This window comes from Chryseobacterium mulctrae (assembly GCF_006175945.1).
GTDB classification, from domain to species: domain Bacteria; phylum Bacteroidota; class Bacteroidia; order Flavobacteriales; family Weeksellaceae; genus Chryseobacterium; species Chryseobacterium mulctrae.
The window spans coordinates 1,656,476-1,675,627 of the sequence record NZ_VAJL01000001.1 but is presented as its reverse complement, the minus strand read 5'-3'; the positions used below and the strand labels follow the sequence as shown (position 1 = coordinate 1,675,627).

Genomic DNA, 19,152 nt, shown 5'->3' with positions numbered 1-19,152 from the left:
TAAAAATGTTATTCCCTATTTTTGGAAAAACTAATTGTATGAAAAATATTATTACTGTACTTTTTATTTTGTTTGCAGTTTCTTTTCAAGCTCAAAATCTGGAAAAACTTTCGAAAGAAATTAATGAAGAAGGAATTGCTTTGTACCGCAGCGAAATGGCAAGTTGGTATGGAACAGATGTTTTCAAAGCTAATTATGAACAAATGGAAAATGTTGGAGGATACTTTTCTTATATAGATGATTCTGTTCCCAAATGTATTTTCTTTTCAAAAGAAAGCAAGGTTATTGGAACGATTGCCTTTCCCACAAATTATAATCCGCAAAATGCAAAGCTTGATTTGAAAGAGAGAAATTTTACACCTACAGAAGCTGAGTATTTTACTATAAGACAGAATGCTTTAGCGAGAATTAAAACAGATACAATATTTAAATCTTATAAAAATACAAGCTTTAATATCGTTCCTCTCATCAAAAAAAATGTAAAAAAGGTATATGTTTTAACTGGTCCATCTGTAGATAATGTTGTTATTTTTGGAAATGATTATTTGATTACTTTTAATAATAAAAATGAAGTTAAAAATGTTGAAAAGCTTCATAACAGCATGATCGCTCAAAATATTAATGATGAAAAAATAGGAAAAACAATAAGTGGAGTCCATTCTCATGTTATTGAAAATTGGCAGACGATTACACCTACAGATATTTGCACGTTAATGCTCTATCAGAATCTTACAGATTGGGGAAGTTATATTACTATTTCTAAAAAATTCACAAGTATTTGGAATTCAAATAACAATATTGTTATTATGAAAACTGAAGATTATAAAAAAATGGCAGAAAATATTCTGGAAAGAAATAAGAATAAGACAGATTCGAAAGAAAATGCAGAGGATGCAAATTAATAAAGTCTAAACGGATTTATAGTTTAGAATCAGCTTCTCTTGCTTTAAAGTCTTCTCGAATTTGTTTTAAACGTGCTTTTCTTTCTGCTTCTGCATTTTGTATTTTACGTTTTTTCTGATTGATTTTCTTTTTATTTTTCTTCCTGTTAGCTTCGTTATTTTTGCTCATATTGATTGTCGGAATGAGTAATTTTTATAGATAAGAAATACCTTCATCAAAAATACTAAAGATTAAGAGTTTAAACAATTTTAGTAGATAAGTCTGATAAAATATTTTAATTTTACTGCGTTATGGAAGAAAAATCAAAAGATCCTTTACATGGAAAAAGACTTGATGCCATTCTTGAAGAGTTGGTAGAATATTATCAGGGCTTTGAGGAATTGGGAAAACAAATCAATATCAAATGCTTTACAGATAATCCGAGTATCAATTCGTCATTGAAGTTTTTACGAAAAACAGACTGGGCAAGAGCGAAAGTTGAAAGTCTGTATCTGTATGTTTTAAGACAGAAAAAAAGGGAAGAATCAAAAGATAGGAAGTAATATGTTGAAGATTATTCTTTACATGTAATTTCTTAATCAATTCTTTCAAAAACAGTATATTTGTGCCGTTAATCGTGATAGGAATTCACGAAAAAAAGAAAAAATATGACAATCGAAAACAATCATGTGGTAGCTGTAAAGTATATTCTTCACACTATCGAAGAGGATGGAACTAAAACTCTTGTAGAAGAAACAACTGCAGAAAATCCACTTACATTTTTATATGGTTTGGGAATGATGATTCCAAAGTTTGAGCAAAATATCCACGGTTTGAAAGCTGGTGATACTGCTGCTTTTGTAATTCAGCCGGAAGAAGCTTACGGTGAAAAGCAAGATGATGCTATCGCACAATTGCCAATCGATATGTTTGCAGAATCTGGAGTTCCGCCAATCGGAGCTATTTTACCTTTATCTGATAACCAAGGAAATAATTTCCAGGCTTTTGTAGTAGAAGTTACTCCGGAAGTTGTTGTAGCAGATCTTAACCATCCAATGGCTGGAAAAGTTTTAGATTTCCAGGTGGAAATTTTAAACACTCGTCCTGCAACAGAAGAGGAGTTGTCTCACGGTCACGCTCATGGAATTGACGGAAACGAGGCTCACTAAGAAATATTTAAAATAAAATATGAATGTCCGATTTTTTAATCGGACATTTTTTGATTAAAACGTAAAAGTTTTTTTAAACATATTAGATACGTTAGTTTAAGTTTAATACTTGAAAATATTTTAGAACATATAAGCTGAAAATCAAAGATTTTCAAAATTTAGGGTTTTTCAATTTTATCTTTGATAAAATCTTTGCGCCTTAAAATATAATTAAAGTAAATTTTTTTGCGCCTTTGCGGTTTACCAACAAATTATTCTAGAAATTCTCCAGTTAAATAATACCATCGGTTTTGAATCATTTTAAATGTAGATAATTCATGATGCATTTGTTTTTCTCCATCTTCATCAGTGTAATGTGCCTTGAATTCTACTTTATTCATTGAAGGTTTATTTACAATTTCAAGTTTTGTCCATTCATTGATTTCTCCCCATTCCTGCAAATCTTTTGTATTGTGGAATTGCCTTTTGCTGGGAGAAGTTGTTTCCATTAAATATTTTCCATTCGGAATTGCAAATGCGGAAAATCTTGAGCGCATCAAAGCTTCTGCAGTTGGTGCGTATTTTTCTCCAACATGATAAGGTTTGCAACATTCTTCGTATGTTTTTCCGGAGCAACAAGGACAGTTCATTTCTTTTGATTTTATCAGTTACAAAAGTCTTAAAAGTTTTTGATAATTAAAATTAATGATAAAAAAAGAAACATTCCAAAGAATGCTTCTAAAAATTTATTTAATAAAACCTCTGTTTCTCAACAACGGCTTAATATCCGGATCATGTCCTGTGAAATCTCTGAATGCCTGATTAAGATCTACAGAATTTCCTACAGAAAGAATGTATTTTCTGAAACGGTCACCATTTTCTCTTGTAAGACCGCCATTATTCTTAATCCATTCCCACGCGTCATTATCTAAAGTTTCAGACCATAAATAAGCGTAATATCCTGCAGAATAACCACCGCCCCAAATGTGTGCAAAATAAGGAGTATGATATCTCGGAGGAACAGTAGCTAAAGTAAATCCGTGATTATTTAATGATTGTTTTTCAAAATGTAAAACAGGAAGCAATTGACCTTCGTTAGTCACAGAATGCCAATCCATATCCAAAGCTGCTGCAGAAACCAATTCGGTCGTCATATAACCTTGGTTAAATGTTGATGCTTTTTTAATTTTATCAACCAAAGCCTGTGGAATAGGTTGTTTTGTTTCGTAATGAAGAGCATAGTTTTTCAAAACTACCGGATCTAAAGCCCAGTGTTCATTGATCTGAGAAGGAAATTCTACGAAATCTCTCGGTACATTGGTTCCTGAAAGTGAAGGATATTTCTGGCTTGCAAACATTCCGTGGATAGAGTGACCAAACTCATGGAAAATCGTTGAAACATCATCATAACTGATTAAAGAAGGTTTTCCCGGAGCTGGTTTCTGATAATTATAACATTTTACAATTACAGGTTTTGTTCCCAATAAATACGATTGCTCAACGTAGTTGCTCATCCACGCTCCACCGCTTTTAGAATCTCTTGTGTAGAAATCTAGGTAATAAATTGCAATAGATTTTCCGTCATGATCGAAAACTTCATAAGTTACAACATCAGGATGATAAACCGGAAGATCTGTTCTTTTCTTAAAAGTTAATCCATAGAATTTTTCTGCAGCGAAGAAAACACCTTTTTCCAAAACGGTTGTAATTTCAAAATAAGGCTTGATCTGGTTTTCATCTAAATCAAATTTTGCTTTTCTTACTTGTTCAGCATAGAAATTCCAATCCCAAGGTTCTACTTTGAAACCTCCTTTTTGCTGATCAATTAGATCTTGAATGTCTTTTGCTTCACGTTTTGCTGTTTCTACCGCAGGATTTGCAACCTGGTTCATCAGCTTTACTGCAGCTTCAGGATTTTTAGCCATTTGATCCTGCAATTTCCATTCTGCAAAACTTTTTTTGCCTAAAATCTGAGCTTTTTTAAGTCTAAGTTTCGCTAATTTTTCAATCGTTTCTCTCGTGTAGTTGGCATCGCCTTTTTCAGCTCTTTGCCAAGATGCTTTGAACAGTTTTTCTCTTGTTGCTCTGTTGGTAAGATTTTGCAAAAGAGGTTGCTGAGTTGTATTTTGTAAAGCCAAAAGATATTTTCCCGGTTGTCCTGCAGTTTTTGCATCGCTTGCTGCAGCTTCAATTTCATCTGTTGAGAGTCCGTCTAATTCTTTAGCATCAGAAAAGAAAACGCCACCTTGCTTTCTCGCTTCCAATAATTTGTTAGAATACTGAGTGGAAAGTGATGCCAATTCCTGATTTACCTGCTTTAATTTTTCTTTGTCGGCAGAAGAAAGATTAGCTCCTGCGATTTCAAAATTCTGCTTGTAGAACTGCAGTAATCTTTTGCTTTCAGAGTCTAAACCATTTTCTGTGATCGATTTTATTCTTTTATACAGATTTTCATTCAGATACATTTTATCAGAATGCGCTGCAAAAATGGGTGCATATTCTTCGTCCAAAGCCTGCAAAGTAGGATTGGTATTTGCGCTTGTAAGATTTGAAAATGTAATTGTGGTTCTTTTTAGAACTTCGCCACTTTTTTCTAATGCAACAATAGTGTTTTCGAAAGTTGCCGCTTCGCTATTGTTGGCGATTTTCAGAATTTCAGCATCGTGCTGTTTTAATCCAAATTGAAATGCAGGTTTGAAGTGTTCGTTTTTAATTTTATCAAACTCGGGAGTTTCATACTGAAGTTTGCTTTTCTTCATAAAAGGATTTGAAGAAAGCGAAGCATCAGGAACAGGCATTTCCTGTTTTATGTCGTTTGTTTTCATTGTGGTACAAGAGTAATTGAATGCCAAAGCAGAAATTAACAATGCTGATGAAATGTGTTTCATGGGCAGATATTTATTATTTTAAAAGTCATATAGAATCTCTTTTGATTTTAAAAATTGTTTTTATTGTCAATTGTAAGAGATTTTATAATTTAGTTGTTATTAAAGTATAAAGATATTAAAAACTAAACTTCTAAACATTAAAACATGAAATCGCTATGATTTTTCATACTGAAACACTGATGAAGATGAAGCGATTGAATATGTTCTTTAAAAAAAATAAAATATTTAACTATGAAATATACAGCAATTTTACTTCTTTCAGGATTAGTGATTTTCACTTCTTGCAAAAAAAATGAGAACAAAGAAGGCAAATCAACTTGGTTACCCGACGTTACCAATAAAGATCACGGATCTCTAAAACAAAAAGAATTTAAAGGCGATTTTAACGAAATTGAAGTTTCTCAGGCTATTGAAGCAGAGATTATTAAATCTGATGTTGAAAGAGTAGTGATTTCTGCCCCTGCAAATATTATTGACGAAGTTTTGGTGGATAACAATGGCGGCGAACTTCATATTCACTACAAAACAGGAGTACGTGTAATGAATACCAATAATGTGAAAGCTAAAATTTATGCTAAAGATTTTAAAAAACTTGAAGCAAACTCTGCTGCTATCATTATTGTAAGAGATCAGTTCACTCAGGAAAAAACAGATGTTGAGGTTTCTAGTGCAGCTCATATTTCAGGAAAACTTGAAGCAAATGATCTAGATATTGATGCAGGAAGCAGCGCTACTTTCAAAGGACAAATCTGGGCGGTAAACCTTAATATTGAGGCTTCTTCTGCAGCAGATGTTACAATATCCGGAAAAACTAAAAATGCAAATCTTACTTCATCTTCAGGAAGCGGTATTTCTGCAAAGGATGTGGTTGCTGAAAATGTGAAAGCTGAAGCGTCAAGTGGAGCGAGTGTAGAAATCGGTGTTTCTTCAAAATTTGAAGGTCATGCATCTTCAGGTGGAAGTATAAAAGGACACAAAAAAGGAAATGTAACTACCGTAACCAAAGAAGAAAGCAGCGGTGGAAGCGTAGATATTCAATAATTTATTCTTGGGTCTCTTCATCATCATCATCTGCAGATGAGGTTTCCCAGTCTTTATTTTCAAAATTTAAATTATCATAAGCCAACAACTCCTCCTCTCGCTGGAGGAGTTCTTTTGTGGTAAAAAGACGCATATCTTCATCATCTTTTGATTTTGCCAGTTTTCGGATTGAGGCTTTATCGATTGCCATAAATCTTTGTCCAAGACGTCGTGCTGCGTATTTTCGCATTCCGGTTTCCTGCAAAACATCAACGGCCATTTCTACTGCGGTTCCTAATGTTTCACGGTAAATATTATCAATTCCTTTGTCTAAATACTCGTATGCATCAATCCTGTTTTTAGCGCGTACAAATATTTTCACATTAGGATATTGCTCACGAACCAGTTCTGCAACAAATCTATTATCATCGGGATCGTCAAGACATAAAACCAAAATTTCTGCTTCTTCAATTCCTGCAGCTCTCAAGACGGGAATTCTTGTTGCGTCTCCGTAATAGACTTTAAAACCGTAGCTTCTTAATAATTTCACTCTATCAGAATCTCTGTCGAGAACGGTTGCCGAGATTTTATTGGCTTTAAGAAGTCTTCCTACAGTGCTTCCAAAATGTCCAAAACCTACAATGATGATTTTTTTCTGAGAAATATTGCCATCAAGAATATCAAAATCTGATTTTACTTCCGGAATTTCTTTGATGAATTTAGGAGTAATCAGTCTGTCATTAATAATTAAAAGAATAGGGGTTATACACATTGTAATGGCGGTGATTGCCATCATTTGAGCATTCATTTCGGCATTGAATAGATAAAGATCGGAAGCGTAATTGATCAAGACAAAAGCAAATTCTCCGACCTGAGAAAGTGCAAAAGCATAGAATAAACTTTGAGGAGTATCAATTTTAAAGAATTTTCCGATCGCAAAAAGCACAAAAAACTTTACGGCTAAAACCACAAAAACAGTGCTGAAAATGAATACAGGATCTTGTGCAATGACGTTAAAATTCATCGTAGAACCTACACTTACAAAAAATACTGCGAGAAGAAGTCCTTTAAATGGATCAATGTGTGCTTCCAATTCATGGCGGAATTCACTGTTTGCCAACATGACACCTGCTAAAAATGCTCCTAAAGCGGGAGATAATCCGATGGCAACCATTAATTCTGAAACTCCTATCACTAAAAATAGGGAAGAAGCGGTTAATAGTTCCGTCATTCCTGCTTTTGAAACGTATCTTAAAAAAGGGACAAAAACATACCGACCCAATAAAATTAAAATAACAACTCCGAAAATTACGGTTCCTGCCTGAAGCCATTCCGGAAGTTTCTGAATTAAAATCTGAACTTCATTATCATGATGTCTTGCTTTGTAATTCGCAATGATAGGTAAAATCGCCAAAATAGGGATGACAGCAATATCCTGAAATAAAAGCGTGGAAAAAGATGCTTCACCGGCGGTGGTTTTAAGATTATTTTTTTCCTGTAAAGTCTGTAAAACAATTGCTGTTGATGATAATGCAAAACACATCGCAATCGTAATGGCTCTATCGATTTTCCAGCCAGCTAAAAAAAAGATCAGGAAAAGTAGCGAAATGGTGAGAGTCATCTGAGTAAGACCGAGACCGACAATTTTCTTTCGCATTTCCCAAAATTTCCTGGGTTCCAATTCTAGTCCAACCAAAAATAGAAGCATGATGACACCAAATTCACTGGCGTGCATAATTCCGTCGACATCACGTCCTGTTAGTTTTAAAACATACGGTCCGATGATAATTCCACCTAAAATATAACCAATCACTGAGCTTAAACCTAATTTTCTTGCGAGCGGAACCATAATAATGGCAACGCCCAAAAAGAGTAAAGTGTTCATCGCTAAGCTAGATTCCATATTATTGATTTAGGGTTTCTACAAATTTCTTTTTCTGTAAAATGATTTCTTTTTTTGATAGTTTATTGGCTTCATAAACGATGGTAATATCTTTGATATTAGCATTAAAAACTTTTAAAGAAACAATTAATCCGCTGATTATTTCTTCGATAGTATATTTATAAGTTCCTTCTTTTGAAAAGGATTTTTCTTTTCCGCCGGTTGTTACAACGATATACACTTCTTTGTTTTCAAGCGGATTATTTTCGCCTTCTTTAATCCAGTTTCTGTCAAACACTTCATCAATCCACAATTTTAACAACGGTGGAATTCCGAACCAAATAATAGGAAACTGAAAAATAAATCGGTCATAATTCTGAAGCCTTTTCCGTTCTCTGAAAGCCGCAATATGAAAATCGGGATATTCTTCGTACAAATCACGAAGGGTAAAATGCTGATGCCGAACATAGAAATTAATTAACTCTACATTTGAGTTTGAATGTTCCAGATAAGGATGGGCAAAAACCACCAGCGTTTTTTTCATAGACCCCGTTTTCAGTAAAAATAATGAAAATTGAGTGAAATATGAATAATTATAATAAGTTTAATTAAATTTTAATTGAGAAAAAGAGAATTAAAGATTAGAATTAAAAATTATTTTCCGTGGGTAAGCTTAATTACTTTTCCTTCTTGGGAGCTGATAATGATAAGAAAAGTTTCATGTGACGGAAGTTTCATACTTTATTTTTTTTACCATCCACCAGAAGCTCCGCCACCGCCAAAACTTCCGCCGCCGCCGAATCCTCCAAAACCGCCACCGCCACGAGAACTTCCACCACCGAATCCGCCTCCAAAACTTCCCGGGAAAGGGAATGGGAAAAATCCGCCTGGATAATTTCTTCGTCCTCTTCGACTTATAGTAATGTCGCCATCATCATCGTTTCCACCACCTCGATTTCCGAAAAAGATAGCGAGAATAATGAAAATAAAGAAAGCAATAACGAGTAATTTTGTAACACTTATGTCTCCAGATTTATTCTTGGTAGCAATCGGTTTAAATTTTCCCTGAACCGCTTCCATGATGGCATTGGTTCCGCCATTGATGCCTTCGTACCATTTTCCCTGTCTGAAATTGGGAGTAACGATATAATCTAAAATTTGTCCGGCAACTGAGGCAGTTAAATACTGCTCAACTGCTCTTCCTTGCTGAATCGACATCGTTCTGTCGTCTTTAGCAATCAGAAAAACAACTCCGTTGTCTACATCTTTCTGGCCGATTCCCCATTTTTCGCCAAACATCGTTGCCAAATAATTAACATCTTCACCTTTTGTGGATGGAATGATAATAATTTCAATCTGCGTTGAGGTAGAATCTGCGAATTTGATGAGTTTATTATTCAGTTCATTTTTTTCCTGCGCTGTAAGTAAATTAGCCTCGTCATAAACAGGGTATAAAACTGCAGGTTTTTCAGGAATAGTGTACTGTGCTGATAAAAAACCATAACAGCAAATGAAAATGAGTGTAAAAACTATTTTAAGAGAATGTAATCTCATTGGGTAATTCGTTGTGATTTTCTCCTTTTATTGGAAAATGTTTTTTTAATTCTAAACCGGTTTCCAGAATTCCACTTTTTAAAGCCTGATAAAAATGACCTTTTGCAAACTCTGACGTAATATAATCATGCAGATAATCCCAATAAGACTGATGTACTTTTTCGTGGATTCCTGTATCACCGATAATTGTTAAGTATTTTTTCTCAAAATTAACATGAAAAAGCACCGCATTTTTTTCTGCAGTTTTATCTTTACAAAGTTCTTTAAATACCTCGAAAGCAGTTGCCGCAATCTGATTATTTGATGTAGAATCAATGTGTACACGAATTTCTCCGGTAGAATGCTGCTCTGCCGATTGGATGGCTTCTACAAGAGAAGTAATCTGTTTATCTGTTAAAAAACGATTCATTATTCTGTAAATACGCTTGGTGCATTTTCAGCTCCGGTTTGTGCTTTAAATAAAGGTTTTTCTTTGAAATTGGTAAAGTTTGCCAAAATATTATTAGGGAACTGTTTAATCGAAATATTATAATCTCTCGCAGCATCGTTGTAATATACTGTTTCTGTTCTGATGCTGTTTTCTATGGCAATATATTCTCTTTGGAAATTGATGTATTGCTGATCTGCTTTCAGATTCGGATAAGATTCTACCACCGCCATTAATCGGCTCAATGCTCCGGAAAGTTCACCTTGTGCAGCCTGGAATTTCGCCATATCTTCTTCCGTTAAATTAGTAGGGTTGATATTAATAGAAGTTGCTTTTGAACGAGCTTCCACAACTTTCGTTAATGTTTCCTGTTCAAATTTTGAATATGATTTTACCGTTCTTTCCAAATTAGGAATTAAGTTGGCTCTTTTCTGATATACCGTTTGTACGTTAGACCATTTTGCATCAACTTTTTGTTCCTGTGCTACAAAGTTGTTGTAACCGTTTTTTCCCCAGAAAAAAAGTACTCCAACGATAATAAGAAGAGCAATGCCGATGGTTCCGGCGCTCAGGCAGCCTTTATTTTTCATATGTGAATTTTTAATGTTTTAAATAGTCATATGCAATCGCCCATCTTTATGAATGCATTTTTGAAAATTTTGAAATGGCGATTTCATAATTTTAATTTTTTATTATTTTTTGTGCTAACCAAATATACAAATTAAGTGCTAATTTTGCAGAAAATTTATTGAATGACAACAATTGTGGTGGCAATGGGAGAGAAAAACGAGATTGGTTCTGGTAATCAGTTATTGTGGCATCTTCCGAAAGATTTAAAACATTTTAAAGACTTAACTTCGGGACACCCGATTATTATGGGAAGAAAAACTTATGAAAGCATAGGAAAAGCACTTCCCAACCGTACCAATATTGTTGTTTCAAGAAAGAAAAACTGGTTTCAGGAAGGGGTTTTAATTGTTGGAAGTCTTAAAGAAGCGGTGAAGTTTGCAAAAAAAATTGATGAAAATATTTTCATCATTGGAGGCGGAAATGTCTACGAACAAACCATGGAAATAGCAGACCGTCTTGAAGTAACGTTGGTAAAAGCAAATTTGGAAGCTGACACCTATTTTCCAAAGATTAACGAAAAGATTTGGAAAAAAACAGGAGAAATCTGTCATGAAAAAGACGAGAAAAATCAATACGATTTCTGCTTTCAGACGTATGAAAAGGTTAATGGTTAATAGTTGTCGGTTGATAGATTTTTAATGTGTGGAAATTTAATTAGAAACCGTCCTCTATCCACTAAAAACTAACAACCAAATTTCCTATCTTTGCACTTCTAAAATTTAATAATGAATAAGTACATAAAAGTCATAGTTGCAGCACTTCTGATTATCGGAGGTCTTTATATGATGTTTTTCACAAGGAATTTAGGCTGGGGAATTGTGATTTTCCTTTTGGCTGCATTGCCGATTTTCTTATTTTTTAAGAACGAAAATATTCTTTTAGCTTTTTGGCAGTTGAGAAAACAAGACATGATTAAAGCTTCAAAGTTTTTAAATAATATTAAAGATTATAAAACTGAACTTCATAAAAACCAGTACGGATATTACCATTATTTACAAGGTTTGGTTTTAGCTCAGGAACATCCTACACAAGTGGAACCTTTGATGAAAAAAGCTTTGGATTATGGTTTGAATATGAAACATGACCGTGCCATGGCGACGCTTAATTTGGCAGCTGGAGCAATTTCTAAAGGAAGAAGACAGGAAGGGCAAAAACTATTGGAAGAAGCAAAAAGACTAGATTCTGCAGGGATGATGGCCGATCAGATCAAAATGCTGAAAGACCAGTTGAAAATGCCAACCATGCAAAAGCATATGCACAATCCTAATATGAGAAATAGAGGGAAGTTTTAAAAAATATAAAATAATAAAAAATGCACTAATTGATTTTAGTACATTTTTTATTTTCTGGACGGAGGTGGAGGAGGAGGTTCTGGCGTTTCAAAGAATTTGTCATTGGGATAAAGTCTTTTTCTAATTAAAGAGAGTTTATCCAATTTCGTGAACTTATCACCTAAACCGTCATCATTGAAATATTGTGTCTGATCTTTATTAGGATAATAAACTGTTACCAAGGATGAACCATATTTCCGTTTAGCTTTATTTTCGTTTTTTAAATATTTAAAATAATTTTCAAAAGAAAAAGAATTGTTGGGTTTAAAAGGATAAATGATTTTGGGCAAAGTTTGTTGCTTCTTTTCAAATGAGCTTATTTCGGAATGGGTTTCTAAATATAAGGTGTCATTTTCTTTTAAGAAATTATATCTTTCAGATGCAGCAAACATACATGCTGAAAGATTAACATAAACCTCCAAGGTATCTCCATTTTCCATTTTTTCTGAAAATTGATAGAGATCTTTTTCAAGATTAAATTTACTTTCATTGTTACAAGAAAATAATATGGATAAAGCGAGTAGGAAGAGTGCTTTTTTCACAAAGTTTACATTTCAGAATTATTCTCGTAACCATAAAATTTAGGCATTTGCCAATGGTATTTTACAGCTAATGTTCTAATGGCAACAATCAATAAAATAGTGAAGATTTGGATAACTGTATAAGACAGACTGGTAAAAGTGGTCAATAGCAAAAATATTGCTCCACCAATAATACAGGCGCTTGCATAAATTTCTTTTCTGAAAATTAAAGGAATTCTATTGAGTAAAATATCCCGGATAATTCCACCGAAACAGCCGGTAATGGTTCCAAGTCCGATGCAAATTAAAGGATGGATATCTGCGTTCAATCCTTTCTGAACACCAATAATGGTAAATAATCCCAGTCCGAAGCTATCGAAAATAAATAAAGTTACTTTAAAATTTTTCTCAATAGATTTAAATATCATCGAAAAAATGCAGGTTACCAAAATCACTCCACACAGCAGGAGATCGTGCATCCAAAAAACAGGAATGTCGAGCAATAAATCTCTCACTGTTCCACCGCCAACTGAAGTGACGAAGGCTATAATCAAAACTCCGAACGGGTCTAATCTTTTCTGCATTGCGGCAAAACTTCCCGACATCGAAAATGATATCGTACCGAGAATTTCTATTGCAAAATTGATTTGTTCGTGCATTTTTGATAAATGATTTTAGATAAATGATAAAAGATTGAATGTCTGAAATCATTAATCTCTTATCATCTATCATTTATTTCTCCACTCTTACCGCTTCCGGAACTAAAAGTTCATATTCGCCACCGTGATTGATGATTTCTCTTACGATGCTGCTGCTGATGAATGATTTTCCAGATGAAGTCAATAGGAAAACAGTTTCCAGTTTTTTGTGAGCCAAGGTTCTGTTGGTATGAGCAATTGCTTTTTCAAATTCGAAATCGGCAGGATTTCTTAAGCCTCTTAAAATGAATTGAGCATTTTTTTCAAAACAGTAATCAACGGTTAAGCCTTCAAAATAATCAACTTCTACATTGGGAAATTCTGCGACCGAATTTTGTATGAATTCCATTCTTTTTTCAATGGGAAACATATATTTTTTTTGAGAATTTTGACCAATGGCAATAATTACTTTGTCGAAAAGCGCCGCTGCTCTTTCGATAATATCATAATGTCCTAAAGTAATCGGGTCAAAAGAACCCGGAAAAACAGCAATTTTCATGCGCAAATAAAGTTATAAGTTATGGGTTATCAATTATGAGTTGTTTTTACTCTAATCTCTAACTTCTAATATCTAGTTTCTCTTTTGTAAAGCTTTTTCAACCTCATTTCCACAGAGATCTTTTATTGAAATTCCGTAAATTTTTGCCTGTTGAGGAAGGATACTTGCCGGAGAAAATCCTGGGTTGGTATTCATTTCAAGCATATAAGGAATTCCATCCATTAAAATAAATTCACTCCTCGAAAAGCCACTCATTCCAAGAGAATTGTAAGCTCTTTTTGCAATTTCCTCCACTCTTTTTGTAGTTTCTGCATCTATTCTTGCCGGAGTAATTTCTTCTGAAGCGCCTTCGTATTTAGCTTCGTAGTCGAAGAATTCGTTTGTAGGAACAATTTCTGTAATCCCCAAAACAATCGTTTCACCTTTATAATCAATCACTCCAACAGAAACTTCCATTCCGTCTAAGAAACTTTCAATTAAAATTTCATGATCTTCTTTAAAAGCGATTTCGGTTGCAGCGATGAGTTCAGATTTGTCTTTTACTTTAGAAATTCCCAGTGAAGAACCCGATTGGTTGGGTTTTACAAATACAGGAAGCCCTAATTCATTAATAATTTCGTCAACATTAATATCTTCTCCCTTTCTTAAATAAATACTTTTTGCAGAAGGAATTCCATATTTTGAAAGTACCGCTAAAGTATCTTTTTTATTGAAGGTTAATGCGCTTTGGTAGAAATCGCAACCAGTATATTTTTGTCCGATAGCATCCCAATACGCCTGAAGAATTCCGTTTTCGCCAGGAGTTCCGTGAATAATATTGAAGCATGCATCAAATTTCAATACTTCATTATTATCTAAAGTGACGGAGAAATCACCTTTGTTGATGGGTTTTTTATTGTCATTTTCATCCAGAAAATACCATTCTTCTTTCAGAATAACCACTTTATAGACATGATAAAGGTCTCTGTCTAAAGAATCATATATTAACTGGCCACTTTTCAGAGAAACTATATATTCGTCAGAATAGCCTCCCATAACTACGGCAACGTGTTTTTTGCTCATATCCATATTATCAATAAAGGCAAATTTAAACATTTTATATATTGAAATAAATGAATTTTGATTTTTTTGAAAGCAAAAATGAAATCTGCTAAATAAAAACTTCAATATAAAATTATTAATTATCTTTGTCGTTATTATTAAAGTATTTTTAAGTATGCTTAAATCACTTTTCAACTGGAAAGTTTTACTCAATTTATTAGTAGCCATCGGTATTTTCGTAGGATTGGTATGGCTTACTTTCCGTTGGTTGGAGTATCACACCAATCATGGGCAGGAAATTCCTGTTCCTAATGTTGTCAACAAATCAGTGCACGACGCTGTAAAAATATTAGAAGATGCAGGACTCGACTATGAAGTTGATAGTGCAGCTTACAACCCTAAATACAGACCGCTTCAGGTTTTAAAGGTTTATCCTTCTCCTGGATCCCGTGTAAAAGACGGAAGAGCGATTCAGCTGATGGTTAATCCTAAAAGCTGGGCTCCGGTTGCTGTTCCTGATGTTATCAATAAATATTCAGGATTGGCTTTCCAAAGATTGGAACAGGTAGGCTTGAAGGTTAATGATACTATTTATGAACCGAGCATTCAGAAAGATGCTGTTTTAAGAATTTTATTTAAAGGAAATTCTATAAAACCGGGAACTAAAATTCCTAGATTCTCAGTGATTGATGTTGTGGTAGGATCTGGTCCTATGCGAAATATTGCCATTCCAAATGTTGTGGGATTAACGGTGAAAGAAGCGAAAGCTTTGATTGCAAGAAATCTTTTTGAAGTTGGTCTTGTAGATTATGAAGATGGTGGAAATGATGATTCAGATATTGTGTACTATCAAGATCCGGCATCGGGAGATGCACGAGATCAGGGAATGCAGATTGATCTTTGGGCAAGTAAAAAAACACCTGCCGAACTACGTGGAAAAATAGAAATACTTAATTCTACTTACCGTATGAAAGTAGATACTACTTTGCCTCCGGTAAGATATGACGAAGTTCCTAATTTCCAAGATCCACCACCGATCAATGATCCGGTTCCGGCTCCTGCACCTCAGAAAAAGGAAACTCCAAAAACTGAGACGCCAAAAGCAAATGGAACTTCAACAAAACCTGCAACTACAGGTGATAAACCAAAATCTGCTGCACCAACGACAACACCTGCAACAGAAAAGCCTAAAGCTAAAAAGGTAATTATATAAATTGATTTTTTAATTTAAAATAAAAAAAGGCTTCAACTTTAATTATGTTGAAGCCTTTTATATAGATAAAGCAATGACAGAAGATAACGAGGATTTTTTAGACGAAGAATTTTTAGATGCCAATAACAGTGTTGACATTGATGATGAAAATAAAGGTCTTTATGAGCATCTTAATATTACGGTTGATGGTAATCAGGAACCTTTAAGAATAGATAAGTTTTTATTTAATTTCAGACAAAATTCTTCAAGAAATAAAATTTCGCAGACTTGCCGTGCCGGAAATGTCGTGGTTAACGGAAATCCTGTAAAGCAGAATTATAGAGTAAAACCGGGAGAGCAGATTTCTGTTTTACTAACGCACCCACCTCGTGAAAACGTTATTGTTCCGCAAGATATTCCTATTAATATAGTCTATGAAGATGACGATTTGATTGTTGTAGACAAAGAACCTGGAATGGTAGTACATCCGGGATTTGGAAACTGGGATAAAACTTTGGTGAATGCTTTGGCTTTTCATTTCCAGAAAAACGGACAGAAATCAGATTTAGACAGAGTAGGTTTGGTTCACAGAATAGATAAAGATACATCTGGACTTTTGGTAATTGCCAAAACTGAGTATGCTTTAAGCTTTCTTGCCAAACAATTTTTTGAAAGAAAAACGAAGCGTCTGTATTGGGCTTTTGTCTGGGGTAATGTGAAGGACGATGAAGGCACCATTACAGGTCACATCGGAAGACATCCTAAAAACAGAATGCAGATGTACACTTATGTTGACGGAAGCCAAGGAAAGCATGCCGTTACCCATTATAAAGTTTTAGAGCGTTTCAAATATATGACTTGGGTAGAATGTAAGCTTGAGACTGGAAGAACGCATCAAATCAGAGCACATTTTAAACATATTGGTCATACATTGTTTAATGACGAGAGATATGAAGGAAATGTCGCCTTGAGAGGAGTTAATCTACCTAAGTATAAGCACTTTATAAAAAATGTGTTCGATGTTTTACCTAGACATGCACTTCACGCCCATACTTTAGGGTTTATACATCCAACCACGAAAAAGGAATTGTATTTTGAGAGCCCAATGCCTCAAGATATGGCGGATGCTGTAAAAAAATGGAGAAATTATTTAGAAAACTAAAAATATATTGAGATTTTTTTTATATTTGTTGAATTGAAATCAAGATTTGTTATGAGAAAACTATATGCTATCGTATGTTTAGCTCTTTTGTCGAATGCATACAAAGCACAAGAATCACTACCATACTATCAACAATATCTTTTGGATGGTGAGTTCCTGTTCAACCCTGCACAATACGGTAAAACAGACTACGTACAACTTAACCTAAACTATCAACAACAATTTTCAAAATTCAGCGAGTCTCCAAACGTGCAGTCTGTAGGGATTAATGCGAATATTTTTGACAGAGTAGGAGCGGGTATTTCCGTTTTTAGAGATAGCAACGGTCCTATTTCAGCTGGAGGTATTACAGCTGGTGCATCTTATTTCATCCCACTAAGTAGTGAAGGGGAGAGAAAAGATCAGTTTTCTTTTGGTACAAGTGTTAACTTCTACAATATGAATTTTGATTACTCAAAAATCAATACTGAAGACGGTTACGACCCATTATTGCAAGGTAATGAAAGCAATATCTTTATGGCATATGCAAACTTCGGTTTAGCAGCTACTTATAGAGGGATTTTCGGGGGGGTTTCCGTAAATGATATCGCATTAAGCAATGACGAATCTATTGTAAACAATTACGAGCCTTCTCCAATCAAGTTTTTCTTAAACTTAGGATACGACTGGAAGATTGCAGACAATATTGCAATTACTCCTTCAGTTTTGGTAAATTTAAATACCAATTCTACAAGAATGACAGACTTCAACTTGATGGCTACATTTTCTAACGATATCAACGCATTCTCTTTTGGGGTAAGTTACAGAGCTGTTCAAAACAGATTTGATAATCAGGAACTAAGTGTTTCTCCAGTGGTAAAAGTAAGATTCAACAAATTTATGATTGGTGCTACTTACAACCTTGGAATGTCTGATATTCAGACGTATGGAGGAAACAGCTTCATGCTTGGAGTTGGTTATAACTTCGATAACTTTATTAATCATAGAGGATTTAGATATTAATCAATTTAATTTAAATAAATTTGAGCTCTGAAATTTTTCAGGGCTTTTTTTATGATTTACATTCACATCCCTTTCTGCAAACAGAAATGCAGCTATTGCAATTTTCATTTTTCCACTTCTTTGAATTTTAAAGATGAAATGCTGGATGCGATGAAAAAGGAAATTTTCCTTAGAAAAGACGAACTTCAGAATAAAGATTTGCAGTCCCTCTATTTTGGCGGAGGAACTCCTTCTGTACTTTGTGCGGATGAAATTAAATCTTTAATTGATGAAGTTTTAAAACATTTTAGTTTTAATAATGATATCGAAATTACTTTAGAAGCCAATCCCGATGATCTGAATCCTCAATTTTTAAAAGGATTATCAGATTCTCCTGTTAATCGTTTGTCTATCGGAACTCAAAGTTTTTTTGATGAAGATCTGAAACTGATGAATCGCGCACATAATGCCTCCGAAGCTGAAGGTTCAATTAAAAGAGCACAGGATTTCGGATTTGAAAATTTAAGTATTGATTTAATTTATGGTTCGCCAACTTCTAATCTGGAAATCTGGAAGGAAAATTTAAATAAAACCATTGCGCTTGAAATTCCACATATTTCGTCTTATGCTTTAACGGTTGAACCGAAAACTGCTTTAGAAAACTGGGTTTCGAAAGGAAAAATTGCAAACCCGAAAGAAGAAGAGCAAAACCGTGAGTTTTATTACATGATAGATTTTCTGAAAGATCATGGTTTTAATCATTATGAAGTGTCCAATTTTGCGAAAGAGGGTTTTTATTCAAGACACAATTCTGCGTACTGGAAATATCAGGAATATTTAGGAATTGGTCCTTCCGCACATTCTTACAACGGAAATGATGTGCGAAGCTGGAATGTAGCCAACAATCAGCAATATATCAAAAAATTAAATTCAAATATTTTAGCCAAAGAAACCGAAATTCTTTCTCAACAGGATCAGTTCAACGAAATGATTATGATTGGTTTAAGAACAATATGGGGAGTGAATTTAGATAGTTTAAACCAAAAATTTTCTGAAAATATTTTAGATAAATTTAATAAAGAAATTCAGCATAAAATAGAAGATGGGATCTTAAAAATTGAAGATAATCACCTTAAAATCCCTGAAAAACATTGGTTTATGGCAGACGGAATTGCTTCAGACCTATTTATTGTCTAAGCTGAAAGTCTGAAGCTTGAGGCTGGAAGATTTGTTTGTGAAAAACTTCCGACATCCGACTTCCATCATCCAACAATTTCACTATTTTTGTATTAAATT

The 19,152-nt window shown here is 34.1% G+C and carries 22 protein-coding genes; 10 read left to right on the top strand and 12 right to left on the bottom strand.

Going from position 1 to position 19,152, the window contains the following annotated elements; all coding sequences use genetic code 11:
* Positions 1 to 38: 38 nt before the first annotated feature.
* Positions 39 to 902, top strand: coding sequence for a hypothetical protein (locus FDY99_RS07465; protein WP_185148717.1), 864 nt, complete (start codon positions 39 to 41; stop codon positions 900 to 902).
* Positions 903 to 918: 16 nt separating this feature from the next.
* Here the strand turns inward: FDY99_RS07465 and FDY99_RS23160 are convergent, their stop codons facing one another.
* Positions 919 to 1,071 (bottom strand): hypothetical protein, encoded by a 153-nt coding sequence (locus FDY99_RS23160; RefSeq protein ID WP_167494295.1) that lies wholly within the window; start codon positions 1,069 to 1,071, stop codon positions 919 to 921.
* A gap of 122 nt (positions 1,072 to 1,193) precedes the next feature.
* On the opposite strand from FDY99_RS23160, the gene FDY99_RS07460 reads away from it, so the two are divergent.
* A complete protein-coding gene (locus FDY99_RS07460; protein ID WP_139420407.1) occupies positions 1,194 to 1,445 on the top strand; it encodes a VF530 family protein in 252 nt (83 codons plus the stop codon).
* A gap of 105 nt (positions 1,446 to 1,550) precedes the next feature.
* Positions 1,551 to 2,051: an FKBP-type peptidyl-prolyl cis-trans isomerase gene (locus tag FDY99_RS07455; protein ID WP_074231077.1), complete on the top strand. Its 501-nt coding sequence runs from the start codon at positions 1,551 to 1,553 to the stop codon at positions 2,049 to 2,051.
* A gap of 251 nt (positions 2,052 to 2,302) precedes the next feature.
* Here the strand turns inward: FDY99_RS07455 and FDY99_RS07450 are convergent, their stop codons facing one another.
* Entirely contained in the window at positions 2,303 to 2,680 is a 378-nt protein-coding gene (locus FDY99_RS07450) for a YchJ family protein (RefSeq protein ID WP_139420405.1), read from the bottom strand.
* A gap of 96 nt (positions 2,681 to 2,776) precedes the next feature.
* On the bottom strand, positions 2,777 to 4,918 hold the full coding sequence (locus FDY99_RS07445; protein ID WP_139420403.1) for a M3 family metallopeptidase: 2,142 nt from the start codon (positions 4,916 to 4,918) through the stop codon (positions 2,777 to 2,779).
* Between the two features lie 231 nt (positions 4,919 to 5,149).
* Between FDY99_RS07445 and FDY99_RS07440 the strand changes: the two genes are divergently transcribed.
* Positions 5,150 to 5,959 carry a head GIN domain-containing protein gene (locus tag FDY99_RS07440; protein WP_139420401.1) on the top strand — a complete coding sequence of 270 codons (810 nt, stop codon included), beginning with the start codon at positions 5,150 to 5,152 and terminating at the stop codon, positions 5,957 to 5,959.
* A gap of 1 nt (position 5,960) precedes the next feature.
* Here FDY99_RS07440 and FDY99_RS07435 read toward each other — a convergent pair whose 3' ends face one another.
* The 5 genes from FDY99_RS07435 to FDY99_RS07415 all read right to left on the bottom strand — a co-directional run bounded on the left by FDY99_RS07435 (position 5,961) and on the right by FDY99_RS07415 (position 10,391).
* Positions 5,961 to 7,841: a monovalent cation:proton antiporter-2 (CPA2) family protein gene (locus tag FDY99_RS07435; RefSeq protein WP_139420399.1), complete on the bottom strand. Its 1,881-nt coding sequence runs from the start codon at positions 7,839 to 7,841 to the stop codon at positions 5,961 to 5,963.
* A 1-nt stretch (position 7,842) separates the two neighbouring features.
* On the bottom strand, positions 7,843 to 8,364 hold the full coding sequence (locus tag FDY99_RS07430) for an NAD(P)H-dependent oxidoreductase (protein ID WP_102979266.1): 522 nt from the start codon (positions 8,362 to 8,364) through the stop codon (positions 7,843 to 7,845).
* 206 nt (positions 8,365 to 8,570) lie between these two features.
* Positions 8,571 to 9,374 carry a TPM domain-containing protein gene (locus tag FDY99_RS07425; RefSeq protein ID WP_139420397.1) on the bottom strand — a complete coding sequence of 268 codons (804 nt, stop codon included), beginning with the start codon at positions 9,372 to 9,374 and terminating at the stop codon, positions 8,571 to 8,573.
* The gene (locus FDY99_RS07420) at positions 9,355 to 9,786 is read right to left on the bottom strand and encodes a TPM domain-containing protein (protein ID WP_115948685.1); all 432 of its coding nucleotides are present in this window, start codon (positions 9,784 to 9,786) and stop codon (positions 9,355 to 9,357) included. The genes FDY99_RS07425 and FDY99_RS07420 overlap by 20 nt, the downstream gene beginning before the upstream one ends.
* On the bottom strand, positions 9,783 to 10,391 hold the full coding sequence (locus tag FDY99_RS07415) for a LemA family protein (RefSeq protein ID WP_066677561.1): 609 nt from the start codon (positions 10,389 to 10,391) through the stop codon (positions 9,783 to 9,785). Before FDY99_RS07415 ends, FDY99_RS07420 begins: the two co-directional genes overlap by 4 nt.
* A 162-nt stretch (positions 10,392 to 10,553) precedes the next feature.
* Between FDY99_RS07415 and FDY99_RS07410 the strand changes: the two genes are divergently transcribed.
* Positions 10,554 to 11,045, top strand: a complete 492-nt coding sequence (locus FDY99_RS07410) for a dihydrofolate reductase (RefSeq protein WP_074231088.1) — start codon at positions 10,554 to 10,556, stop codon at positions 11,043 to 11,045.
* 111 nt (positions 11,046 to 11,156) lie between these two features.
* Positions 11,157 to 11,723: a hypothetical protein gene (locus FDY99_RS07405; RefSeq protein ID WP_079463891.1), complete on the top strand. Its 567-nt coding sequence runs from the start codon at positions 11,157 to 11,159 to the stop codon at positions 11,721 to 11,723.
* 47 nt (positions 11,724 to 11,770) lie between these two features.
* On the opposite strand, the gene FDY99_RS07400 is transcribed toward FDY99_RS07405, so the two are convergent.
* The 4 genes from FDY99_RS07400 to FDY99_RS07385 all read right to left on the bottom strand — a co-directional run bounded on the left by FDY99_RS07400 (position 11,771) and on the right by FDY99_RS07385 (position 14,542).
* Positions 11,771 to 12,304 carry a hypothetical protein gene (locus FDY99_RS07400; protein ID WP_139420395.1) on the bottom strand — a complete coding sequence of 178 codons (534 nt, stop codon included), beginning with the start codon at positions 12,302 to 12,304 and terminating at the stop codon, positions 11,771 to 11,773.
* 5 nt (positions 12,305 to 12,309) lie between these two features.
* Positions 12,310 to 12,942: a trimeric intracellular cation channel family protein gene (locus tag FDY99_RS07395; protein ID WP_115948681.1), complete on the bottom strand. Its 633-nt coding sequence runs from the start codon at positions 12,940 to 12,942 to the stop codon at positions 12,310 to 12,312.
* Positions 12,943 to 13,015: 73 nt separating this feature from the next.
* Entirely contained in the window at positions 13,016 to 13,480 is a 465-nt protein-coding gene (gene coaD / locus FDY99_RS07390) for a pantetheine-phosphate adenylyltransferase (protein ID WP_076557705.1), read from the bottom strand.
* A 72-nt stretch (positions 13,481 to 13,552) separates the two neighbouring features.
* The gene (locus FDY99_RS07385) at positions 13,553 to 14,542 is read right to left on the bottom strand and encodes a D-alanine--D-alanine ligase (protein ID WP_139423777.1); all 990 of its coding nucleotides are present in this window, start codon (positions 14,540 to 14,542) and stop codon (positions 13,553 to 13,555) included.
* A gap of 154 nt (positions 14,543 to 14,696) precedes the next feature.
* On the opposite strand from FDY99_RS07385, the gene FDY99_RS07380 reads away from it, so the two are divergent.
* The 4 genes from FDY99_RS07380 to hemW all read left to right on the top strand — a co-directional run bounded on the left by FDY99_RS07380 (position 14,697) and on the right by hemW (position 19,053).
* Positions 14,697 to 15,734 carry a PASTA domain-containing protein gene (locus FDY99_RS07380; RefSeq protein ID WP_139420393.1) on the top strand — a complete coding sequence of 346 codons (1,038 nt, stop codon included), beginning with the start codon at positions 14,697 to 14,699 and terminating at the stop codon, positions 15,732 to 15,734.
* Positions 15,735 to 15,807: 73 nt separating this feature from the next.
* Positions 15,808 to 16,875 carry an RluA family pseudouridine synthase gene (locus tag FDY99_RS07375; protein WP_139420391.1) on the top strand — a complete coding sequence of 356 codons (1,068 nt, stop codon included), beginning with the start codon at positions 15,808 to 15,810 and terminating at the stop codon, positions 16,873 to 16,875.
* Between the two features lie 51 nt (positions 16,876 to 16,926).
* Complete coding sequence (locus tag FDY99_RS07370; protein ID WP_074231094.1) at positions 16,927 to 17,877, top strand: PorP/SprF family type IX secretion system membrane protein; 951 nt, start codon at positions 16,927 to 16,929, stop codon at positions 17,875 to 17,877.
* Positions 17,878 to 17,928: 51 nt separating this feature from the next.
* A complete protein-coding gene (hemW, locus tag FDY99_RS07365; protein ID WP_139420389.1) occupies positions 17,929 to 19,053 on the top strand; it encodes a radical SAM family heme chaperone HemW in 1,125 nt (374 codons plus the stop codon).
* Positions 19,054 to 19,152: the final 99 nt, after the last annotated feature.

Bases quoted from the DNA above. Each gene is read 5' to 3' on its own strand.
- FDY99_RS07465 (WP_185148717.1), top strand. From the start codon at position 39: ATGAAAAATATTATTACTGTACTTTTTATTTTGTTTGCAGTTTCTTTT.
- FDY99_RS23160 (WP_167494295.1), bottom strand. From the start codon at position 1,071: ATGAGCAAAAATAACGAAGCTAACAGGAAGAAAAATAAAAAGAAAATC.
- FDY99_RS07460 (WP_139420407.1), top strand. From the start codon at position 1,194: ATGGAAGAAAAATCAAAAGATCCTTTACATGGAAAAAGACTTGATGCC.
- FDY99_RS07455 (WP_074231077.1), top strand. From the start codon at position 1,551: ATGACAATCGAAAACAATCATGTGGTAGCTGTAAAGTATATTCTTCAC.
- FDY99_RS07450 (WP_139420405.1), bottom strand. From the start codon at position 2,680: ATGAACTGTCCTTGTTGCTCCGGAAAAACATACGAAGAATGTTGCAAA.
- FDY99_RS07445 (WP_139420403.1), bottom strand. From the start codon at position 4,918: ATGAAACACATTTCATCAGCATTGTTAATTTCTGCTTTGGCATTCAAT.
- FDY99_RS07440 (WP_139420401.1), top strand. From the start codon at position 5,150: ATGAAATATACAGCAATTTTACTTCTTTCAGGATTAGTGATTTTCACT.
- FDY99_RS07435 (WP_139420399.1), bottom strand. From the start codon at position 7,841: ATGGAATCTAGCTTAGCGATGAACACTTTACTCTTTTTGGGCGTTGCC.
- FDY99_RS07430 (WP_102979266.1), bottom strand. From the start codon at position 8,364: ATGAAAAAAACGCTGGTGGTTTTTGCCCATCCTTATCTGGAACATTCA.
- FDY99_RS07425 (WP_139420397.1), bottom strand. From the start codon at position 9,374: ATGAGATTACATTCTCTTAAAATAGTTTTTACACTCATTTTCATTTGC.
- FDY99_RS07415 (WP_066677561.1), bottom strand. From the start codon at position 10,391: ATGAAAAATAAAGGCTGCCTGAGCGCCGGAACCATCGGCATTGCTCTT.
- FDY99_RS07410 (WP_074231088.1), top strand. From the start codon at position 10,554: ATGACAACAATTGTGGTGGCAATGGGAGAGAAAAACGAGATTGGTTCT.
- FDY99_RS07405 (WP_079463891.1), top strand. From the start codon at position 11,157: ATGAATAAGTACATAAAAGTCATAGTTGCAGCACTTCTGATTATCGGA.
- FDY99_RS07395 (WP_115948681.1), bottom strand. From the start codon at position 12,942: ATGCACGAACAAATCAATTTTGCAATAGAAATTCTCGGTACGATATCA.
- coaD (WP_076557705.1), bottom strand. From the start codon at position 13,480: ATGAAAATTGCTGTTTTTCCGGGTTCTTTTGACCCGATTACTTTAGGA.
- FDY99_RS07385 (WP_139423777.1), bottom strand. From the start codon at position 14,542: ATGAGCAAAAAACACGTTGCCGTAGTTATGGGAGGCTATTCTGACGAA.
- FDY99_RS07380 (WP_139420393.1), top strand. From the start codon at position 14,697: ATGCTTAAATCACTTTTCAACTGGAAAGTTTTACTCAATTTATTAGTA.
- FDY99_RS07375 (WP_139420391.1), top strand. From the start codon at position 15,808: ATGACAGAAGATAACGAGGATTTTTTAGACGAAGAATTTTTAGATGCC.
- FDY99_RS07370 (WP_074231094.1), top strand. From the start codon at position 16,927: ATGAGAAAACTATATGCTATCGTATGTTTAGCTCTTTTGTCGAATGCA.
- hemW (WP_139420389.1), top strand. From the start codon at position 17,929: ATGATTTACATTCACATCCCTTTCTGCAAACAGAAATGCAGCTATTGC.